The sequence below is a fragment of the Cryobacterium sp. Hh7 genome (genome assembly GCF_004403155.1).
In the GTDB taxonomy this organism is placed as follows: domain Bacteria; phylum Actinomycetota; class Actinomycetes; order Actinomycetales; family Microbacteriaceae; genus Cryobacterium; species Cryobacterium levicorallinum.
On record NZ_SOHG01000027.1, the window covers coordinates 47,636 to 55,126 of the forward strand.

Below are 7,491 nucleotides of genomic sequence, written 5' to 3' on the forward strand. Positions count from 1 at the left end.
CCCGATAATGTACAGCGCTAGAAAGATATTTGTCTACACCAGTTGAATTCAACTCCTAGGGCGTTTCCAGCGCCAACCGCAGTCCCCCCTAGGATGGACCGGACCGGACTGGACGGGACAAACATGGCAAGGGTTCGACTAATTGACGTTGCAGAACTTGCGGGCGTGTCCATGAAGACCGTCTCGAACGTCGTCCACAGCTATCCCCACGTGGCCCCTGCCCTTCGCGAGAAGGTGCAAGCAGCAATCGACCAGCTCGGGTATCGCCCTAACCTGACGGCACGGCGTCTGGCTACCGGGAAAACCGGAATGATTGCCCTGGCCATCCCGGAAATCGACCACCCGTACTTTTCAGAGCTTTCACGTCAAATGGCCGAAGAAGCCACTCGGCGGGGATACCGCGTGATCATCGAGCAGACTTTGAGCGATCCTGATTTGGAGCGCGCGGTACTCAGCGATCGCGAAGCCGGGCTGGTCGACGGCGTGATCTTTCATCCTGTCCGCATGGGGACGCTTGACATTGCCAAGCTCGATGCCGGCACTCCACTGGTTTTGCTCGGCGAGGCCGCTATGCCAGTTATGACCGACCACGTGATGATCGACAACGTCTCGGCTGCTCTCGATGCCACGCGGCATCTCCTGGCAAGCGGATGCCGACGCATCGCTTTTCTCGGCGTCATCGCGGCGGACATCACTGGTTCGACAAGTCAGCGTCTTCTTGGCTACCAGCAGGGCCTGCTTGAGGCAGGGATTCGATTGGATCCTGAGCTGGTCTTCACCGCGCTGGAATTCACTGCGGAAGCCGGCCTTCGCTCAGTCACTGATGCCATCGAGCGCGGGGTGCGTTTCGACGGCGTGGTCTGCCGCGACGACCGATTCGCGATCGGCGCGCTGAAGGCCCTCCACGATTCTGGGCGATCGGTACCCGAAGATGTGGCCGTGGTCGGCTGGGACAACACCTTCCTGGCTGCCTACACGTCCCCGACACTCACCTCGGTGGCGCCGAAAAAGACCGCACTGGTCGCGGCTGCCTTCGATCTTCTCGAAGAACGCATTGGTGGATACCGGGGCGTCGGCCGACACGTGATCGTGGGGCATTCGCTCGAGGTGCGCGAGAGTGCTCCGCACGCTTTTTAGCGTTTCCAATCTCGCAAAACTTTACAGCGCTGTAATTTATCGGCATGATTGCGGTATGTCGCGTTCTCTCCCGATTTCTGCCAGTGCCCAGGGTGGCGTGTACCCCCGCCCTCAACTTGTCCGCCCTAACTGGCACGACCTCGCCGGCGAGTGGGCATTCGAACACGACGACCAAGACATTGGCGGGAAAGAGCGTTGGTTCGCCAATGCTTCGCACCTTGGCCGGGTCATCAAAGTTCCGTTCCCACCGGAGTCGGAGATGTCCGGCATCAGCGATCCTGGCTTCCACCCTGTCGTCTGGTATTCACGCGTCATTAGCCCGGAAGACGTGGCCGCTAGTGGTCTGTCGCCAGAACGCGACCGGGTGGTATTGCACTTTGGAGCGGTCGACTACCGCGCATCGGTATGGATCGATGGTCAGTTCATCGGGTCACACGAGGGCGGCCAGACGCCCTTCTCCTTTGACGTCACCGAAGCGCTGACGCTCCAAAAGGACTGCGTGCTAGTGGTGCGGGCCGAGGATGACCCTCACGACGTCGCCCAGCCACGCGGCAAACAGGATTGGCTCGAAGAGCCGCACGTGATTTGGTACCACCGTACGACGGGCATTTGGCAACCGGTCTGGCTTGAGTCCGTACCGGACCAGCGCATCGAGTCGCTGAATTGGACCCCGAATGCGCAGGCTGGGAACGTTGAGATCGAGGTGGGCTTGGCCCGGCGACCGGCGACCGGCTTAACCGTGCAGGTGGAACTTTCCATCGCGGGCGAAATCCTCGCCAGGCAGTCTTTCCTGACCCTGGAGCCGCGATCTCTAGCAACCATTCAGATTGCGCGACAGGCAAACGGTCAGGCCTTCGAAGCTCTGTTGTGGTCGCCGGAAAACCCGCGGCTGATTGACGCGCATGTGTCAATCATTGCTGACGACGGGAGAATCCTCGACGATTCATACTCGTATTTTGGGCTACGCAGCGTCAGCATTGACGGCGGTAGGTTCCTGCTCAACGACCGACCCTATTTCGTGCGATCGGTGCTCGAACAGGGGTACTGGCCACAGTCGCACCTCGCTGCCCCGTCCGCCGAGGCGCTGCGTGACGAGGTGGAGCTCATCAAGGCCCTCGGATTCAATGCAGCAAGAATTCACGAAAAGGTCGAGGACCCCCGCTTTCTTTATTGGGCGGATCGGCTCGGACTTCTCATTTGGGGCGAAATGGGGAGCACCTATGAGTTCTCATCAGCGGCAGTGTCGCGAGTCACCCGCGAATGGACGGATGTGGTGCGCCGCGACCGATCGCATCCGTCAATCGTCACCTGGGTGCCCCTCAACGAAAGCTGGGGTGTTCAACAGATTTCCCACGACGAGGCCCAGTTGAGCTTCGCCCAGTCGCTTTACTTTCTGACTCGCGCGCTCGATACGAGCCGCCCCGTCATCTCCAATGACGGCTGGGAACACGCCATTTCTGACATTCTCACGATCCACGATTATGCCGGCACGGCCGAACAACTCGACGCCAACTACAAAAACATCGAGGCCATCCGCGCCCTCGTTGCGGGCATGGGTCCAGCAGGTCGTCGCCTGCAGCTCATTCCCCGCCAAGTCGAGGGTCAGTCGATTATGGTCACCGAATTCGGCGGCGTCAGCTTCGCGCCCGACGCGGCCGATGACTCCTGGGGCTACACGACAGCAACGAGCCATGAGGACTTCGAAAGTCGAGTGTCAGGTCTCGTGGGCAGCCTTCGGGACAACCCATTACTATCCGGCTTCTGCTACACCCAGCTGACGGACACAATGCAGGAAACTAACGGGCTGACCGACGCGAACAGGAAGCCCAAACTGCCGATCGCCGTCATTCGCAGCATCGTGTCGGGGAAGGACGCACCGCGCTCCAAATGACGGCGGTTCTTGGCTACGAACGCACTGCGTCGCACGTGCGCCAAGCCGCCGACTGGTGACGTAGACAACGGCAATGCCCCGAATACCGCCCAGTTCAGTGAGATCGCTTTCGAGGAGTCTGGATAGCGCCGCGAGAGTTCTGGTTGATGTGATGTCCACCCACCAACCAGGCGGATATTTCAGTCAATAAATCGGCCGGCCGTTGCGCCCCACCAGTTCGACGCCACGCCGAATCCAGAAAAACAGGAGTGTGGGCAAAATCGTCAAGTTTGGTGAGACGTTTCGCCGAGATCGGTCGAAGAATCGACAGGGACGAGCATTTTTAGTGGAGCCGCCTGTCAGAATCGAACTGACGACCTTTTCATTACGAGTGACCGATGGGTGCCCGGAAACACGCCTCACGGTGTCAAAATCGTTGATTTTACGGGCTTTTTGGGCTCGACGTGATCACCAAAATCGGCATCATTTCAGTTCAAATGTGGGCAAATTGTGGGCAAGAAAATTATCCATTCATTCGAAAAATTGTGACGTATCAGGACGCCTCTGAGAGTTCACTTATCAGGACCCAACACCACATAAGGGTCAGAGAGCTGTTGAGTCATACGGGTCAGTGATGTCCTGACAGATTCCCTTGCGACCATACGCTGGCAGAATCCGCGACAATGGGGGCGTTGTCGTTGTCGACAACGATCCCCATGCCGCAGGTGTCGGCAGCTCGCCACCCAGAGCGCGGACGAGACGATTTCACCGCTCAGGACACTCCTCAATATGACCTCGAAATCTGAACCAGCGGACCTGCTCATTTCGATGCCGTCCCCAGCCGATGTCAGTAGCTGCGCCGTTTCTGATCTGGCGCATCTCGCCCAGGCTCAGGGCGGTGATCGCGAGGCCTTTGTCGTGCTGTACAACTGCCACGTCCGGGCGGTGTATTGGTTCGCGCTCAAAATGGTTCGGTCTATCGCGGACGCGGAAGACATCACCCAGGACACGTTTGTCATCGCCTGGAGTAAACGGCACGCGATCAGGCCCGTGGACCAGTCCGTTTTGCCGTGGCTTCTCTTGACCGCCCGCTACCTCGGAAACAATCGCATCCGCAGCCGCGCTCGCGACGACCATCACCGCGCAGACAGTGATCTCTCGAATTTTCCCGACCCCCAGCATCGTTCGGTCCACGACGAAGTGCAGAGCCGGATGTTGTTGGACGCGATCGACCACGCCGTCGGCCAACTCTCCGAGACGGACCAAACCCTCTACTACCTCTGCATTGACGAAGGCCTGAGCTATGAGCAGGCGGCACGCGCGCTGGGGACGTCCCATGGCGCCGTTCGAAACAGGCTCGCTCGAGTCCGCATCACTCTCCGAGGCAAACTCTCCGCACAGAAAGAAGCGCTCTCATGAACACGACAATCGGTCCATCGGAAACTCAAATCAAACGGATGCGGGACGACATCGTCAGCAGACTTGGTAAATCGGTGCCGACCCTCGAACACGCCCCCGCCCCGCGCCAATTCCTCGGGGCACCAGCACCTGAGCAACTCGTCCGTGCACCTCGAGAACTTCCGCACAACGTGCGGCAGCTGCCTAAACGATCCGCCCGAACGCGTCGCGTCTCCGCACTATCGCTCGCCGCGGCAGCCCTGGTCGCCATAGCCATTCTGGGAAATGCCTTCGGATGGGGACCAAACGGGGGTGCATCCGCCGAAGCCTCCAACTTGCTTGAGCAAACGGCCGTCGCAACGATTCAGACGTCGGACCCGGTGGTCGCGCCCGGGCAGTTCCTCCAGATCAGCACTCAGGCGGTCTTCGTTACCTACGCCGTCGGGCCCTACGATGATCCCAAGAATCTGGCCAGCCGATCAGTCTTCTTGAGCCCCTCCGCGAGCACTCTGTACATACCGGCGGATAGATCCGGCCAGTGGGTCTGGGAGCGCACCGCCCTCAAGCCCGACACCTTCTTCAGCGAGAAGGCCAGGGAGTACGCCCTCAACAGCTGGGCGCAGCTCAGCCCCGCCGAGCGCACAGAGATCGCCCGAGCCGCGGGCGGCAATTTCGATGGATCACCCTGGACCGCTGAGGACCTTGCAGCTATGCCCAGCGACCCCGCCGCTTTGCTGTCCTACTTTTATCAGACCTCCGCAGGCGGATCGAACTCACCCGAGGAAGACGCACTGTCCCGAATCTCCGATGTCCTTCGATCCGGGCTGACACCGGCCGAATTGCGCGCAGCGCTCTACCGGGCCATCGCAATGATTCCCGACGTCACAATCGTCGAACGCTCCGCCACGCTCAACGGACAGGTTGGCGTAGCCATCGGCCGGCAGGACCCGACGCGTGACTTCAGACAGGACCTTATCATCAACCCCGCCACCGGACTATTGATTGGCGAACGCCAAGTGCAGGTCACAGCCGACGCCAACGTGCCGGCGAACACCGTCATCGGCTGGACCTCGGTCACGACCACCATCGTCGATTCCACGCCGTAGCCGTTCTAAACGACGCCTATCAGCTACTAGAGAGGCATGGAACATGCACTACGGCCCGTCGATGACAGGCCGTAGTGCATTTCTCAAGTTGGATGGCGCCTAACCCGTTGGCGTCAGAGGACTGAGAACCACCGGTCGTAGCTCCATGACCTCAGGGTCTGGATGGCGATTGCCATTGTGGGCACCCGCCTCGACACGACACGACACGACACGACACGACACGACAGGACAGGAGACTGCCTTGGGTTCTTCGGCCAACCCTCGCCCGGTCATTCGGCGAGTCGCTGCGTCCAGTAACCGGGACGACGAGACTCATGAGCATAGGCAAGCACGAATATCCCATCCCCTCGGACGACGTAGACCAGGTTGTACGGAAACTTGCCGAGATGCCATGAGCGCACAATGGGCTCGCGCTGCCGACCCCGGAATGGCGACGCCGCATCCGGCCATTGAAGGATCAATTCAGCAGCGGCCTCTGCTGCATCTGCGAACTCGTCGCCGAGTTTGCCGTGATCGATGGCCGAGTAGCGTTCGTGCGCATCCAGAAACTCGTCACGAGCGTCCGGATGCTCGCGCCAATCGAGAGTCACCGGCGCCGTGGGGCCGATCGTGCCCGCGCGATGGCGATGGTCTCCCGGCCGCTGACCGACTCGACCTTGCCGCTGATGAGTTCGTCAAGTCGGCGGTCGATCACCTCGCCCCAAGCGTCGTCAATCGCAGCCTGGTCTGCCTCATCGACCTGCTGAAGAGCGAGCGCGGCAATCTCGCGCTCGTCAGCATCGAGGGCCTTACCCGCCGCGATGTAAGCCGAAAGCTTCGGTGTCATCTGGCCAGTGTACGACGGCACGCTGATATCAGCCAGTGTCCGAATTTACCGCCCGTGTCGGTGCTGGGCCGCAGCCCAATGCATCTCGTTAGGAAGAGTGGCGGACTCGTCAGGCAATCACTGGAGTCACTGGACGTTCCAGAGCCGACTCCGCCGCCCAAGTCTCCGGCCACGGGATTCACCGAGCACGAGACGTCCGTAAGGGGATGCGCCCGTCAAGTTATTGAGACAATCTGATTGATTTTTCTTCTGCGCTGCAGCCGTTTGGCGGGCGTCGCGGTGAGCGGCCAACGCGACCGCGGGTTGGAGCCCTCCGTTGCGTGAATGAGGGCGCCGCCGGTTGTACCAAGATTCGATATATTCCATCACGGCGGTCCTCGCGGTGAGGTGGTTCTCGAACTCGTGCTGGTAATACATCTCGGTCTTCATCTGCGGGAAGAAACTCTCCGCCACCGTGTGGTCCCAAAACAGACCGACGGCTCCCATCGACTGCGTGACCTGGTTCGCGGCGCACCACTTTTGGAACAGGCTCGACGTATATTGCGTGCCACGGTCGGAGTTAAGCCGAATTCGGCTTAACTCCGATGCGAGATCACAGCATACGTCCATAAAATTCACAGAAACCGTCGTTCTTGAGGGACTCGTGGCCTCGATCGGGACAGTCAGAGACGCGTACGATAACGCGGCCGCAGAGACCGTCATGGGGCTCTACAAGAACGAGGCCGTCGCGAAGAACTCCCCCTTCCACACTGGCCCGCTGAAGACCCCCGCCGACGTCGAAGAACTCACCTTCGACTGGATCGATTGGTACAACAACCGGCGCCTCCACAGCCCCCTCGGGAACATGCCGCCCGAGGAATATGAAAGCAACTACTACGCTGAAACGAACGGCCCGATAAATATCGAAGCCGCCCACAGAATGGCGGCATGAAAACCGGCACGGATCAGTTGCAGGCGCCCTCAATAACCGTGTACTTAAAACAAATGGGGGCAAATTCGGAGAAACATACCGTTAAGGCGGTTTAGGAAACAAGCTCTGACCAGAAGTTTTAGTGGAGCCGCCTGTCAGAATCGAACTGACGACCTTCTCATTACGAGTGAGAGAACAACCGTTTCGTGGGTGTTCGTGGGGGCAAGACTTCCGCGTAAAATCA

8 protein-coding genes are annotated in these 7,491 nt (G+C 59.7%); 5 read left to right on the top strand and 3 right to left on the bottom strand.

Annotated elements, in window-relative coordinates; genetic code table 11:
* Positions 1–93 precede the first annotated feature (93 nt).
* The 4 genes from E3T43_RS09925 (at position 94) to E3T43_RS09940 (ending at position 5,511) form a co-directional block, all read left to right on the top strand.
* Positions 94–1,137, top strand: coding sequence for a LacI family DNA-binding transcriptional regulator (locus tag E3T43_RS09925; protein WP_241978913.1), 1,044 nt, complete (start codon positions 94–96; stop codon positions 1,135–1,137).
* Positions 1,118–3,028 carry a glycoside hydrolase family 2 protein gene (locus tag E3T43_RS09930; protein WP_370449929.1) on the top strand — a complete coding sequence of 637 codons (1,911 nt, stop codon included), beginning with the start codon at positions 1,118–1,120 and terminating at the stop codon, positions 3,026–3,028. The genes E3T43_RS09925 and E3T43_RS09930 overlap by 20 nt, the downstream gene beginning before the upstream one ends.
* An 807-nt stretch (positions 3,029–3,835) precedes the next feature.
* Positions 3,836–4,426 carry an RNA polymerase sigma factor gene (locus tag E3T43_RS09935; RefSeq protein ID WP_134472332.1) on the top strand — a complete coding sequence of 197 codons (591 nt, stop codon included), beginning with the start codon at positions 3,836–3,838 and terminating at the stop codon, positions 4,424–4,426.
* The gene (locus tag E3T43_RS09940) at positions 4,423–5,511 is read left to right on the top strand and encodes a CU044_5270 family protein (protein WP_134472333.1); all 1,089 of its coding nucleotides are present in this window, start codon (positions 4,423–4,425) and stop codon (positions 5,509–5,511) included. The genes E3T43_RS09935 and E3T43_RS09940 overlap by 4 nt, the downstream gene beginning before the upstream one ends.
* A gap of 269 nt (positions 5,512–5,780) precedes the next feature.
* Here E3T43_RS09940 and E3T43_RS09945 read toward each other — a convergent pair whose 3' ends face one another.
* The 3 genes from E3T43_RS09945 to E3T43_RS19740 form a co-directional block, all read right to left on the bottom strand.
* Positions 5,781–6,101, bottom strand: a complete 321-nt coding sequence (locus E3T43_RS09945; protein WP_134472334.1) for a type II toxin-antitoxin system RelE/ParE family toxin — start codon at positions 6,099–6,101, stop codon at positions 5,781–5,783.
* The gene (locus E3T43_RS09950) at positions 6,098–6,337 is read right to left on the bottom strand and encodes an addiction module protein (RefSeq protein ID WP_134472335.1); all 240 of its coding nucleotides are present in this window, start codon (positions 6,335–6,337) and stop codon (positions 6,098–6,100) included. The genes E3T43_RS09945 and E3T43_RS09950 overlap by 4 nt, the downstream gene beginning before the upstream one ends.
* Before the next feature lie 126 nt (positions 6,338–6,463).
* Positions 6,464–6,946: an integrase core domain-containing protein gene (locus E3T43_RS19740; RefSeq protein WP_370449931.1), complete on the bottom strand. Its 483-nt coding sequence runs from the start codon at positions 6,944–6,946 to the stop codon at positions 6,464–6,466.
* Here E3T43_RS19740 and E3T43_RS09960 point away from each other — a divergent pair.
* A complete protein-coding gene (locus E3T43_RS09960) occupies positions 6,831–7,268 on the top strand; it encodes an integrase core domain-containing protein (RefSeq protein WP_241978914.1) in 438 nt (145 codons plus the stop codon). The genes E3T43_RS19740 and E3T43_RS09960 overlap by 116 nt on opposite strands.
* The last annotated feature ends 223 nt before the right edge of the window (positions 7,269–7,491 follow it).

Bases quoted from the DNA above. Each gene is read 5' to 3' on its own strand.
- E3T43_RS09925 (WP_241978913.1), top strand. From the start codon at position 94: ATGGACCGGACCGGACTGGACGGGACAAACATGGCAAGGGTTCGACTA.
- E3T43_RS09935 (WP_134472332.1), top strand. From the start codon at position 3,836: ATGCCGTCCCCAGCCGATGTCAGTAGCTGCGCCGTTTCTGATCTGGCG.
- E3T43_RS09940 (WP_134472333.1), top strand. From the start codon at position 4,423: ATGAACACGACAATCGGTCCATCGGAAACTCAAATCAAACGGATGCGG.
- E3T43_RS09950 (WP_134472335.1), bottom strand. From the start codon at position 6,337: ATGACACCGAAGCTTTCGGCTTACATCGCGGCGGGTAAGGCCCTCGAT.
- E3T43_RS19740 (WP_370449931.1), bottom strand. From the start codon at position 6,946: ATGGACGTATGCTGTGATCTCGCATCGGAGTTAAGCCGAATTCGGCTT.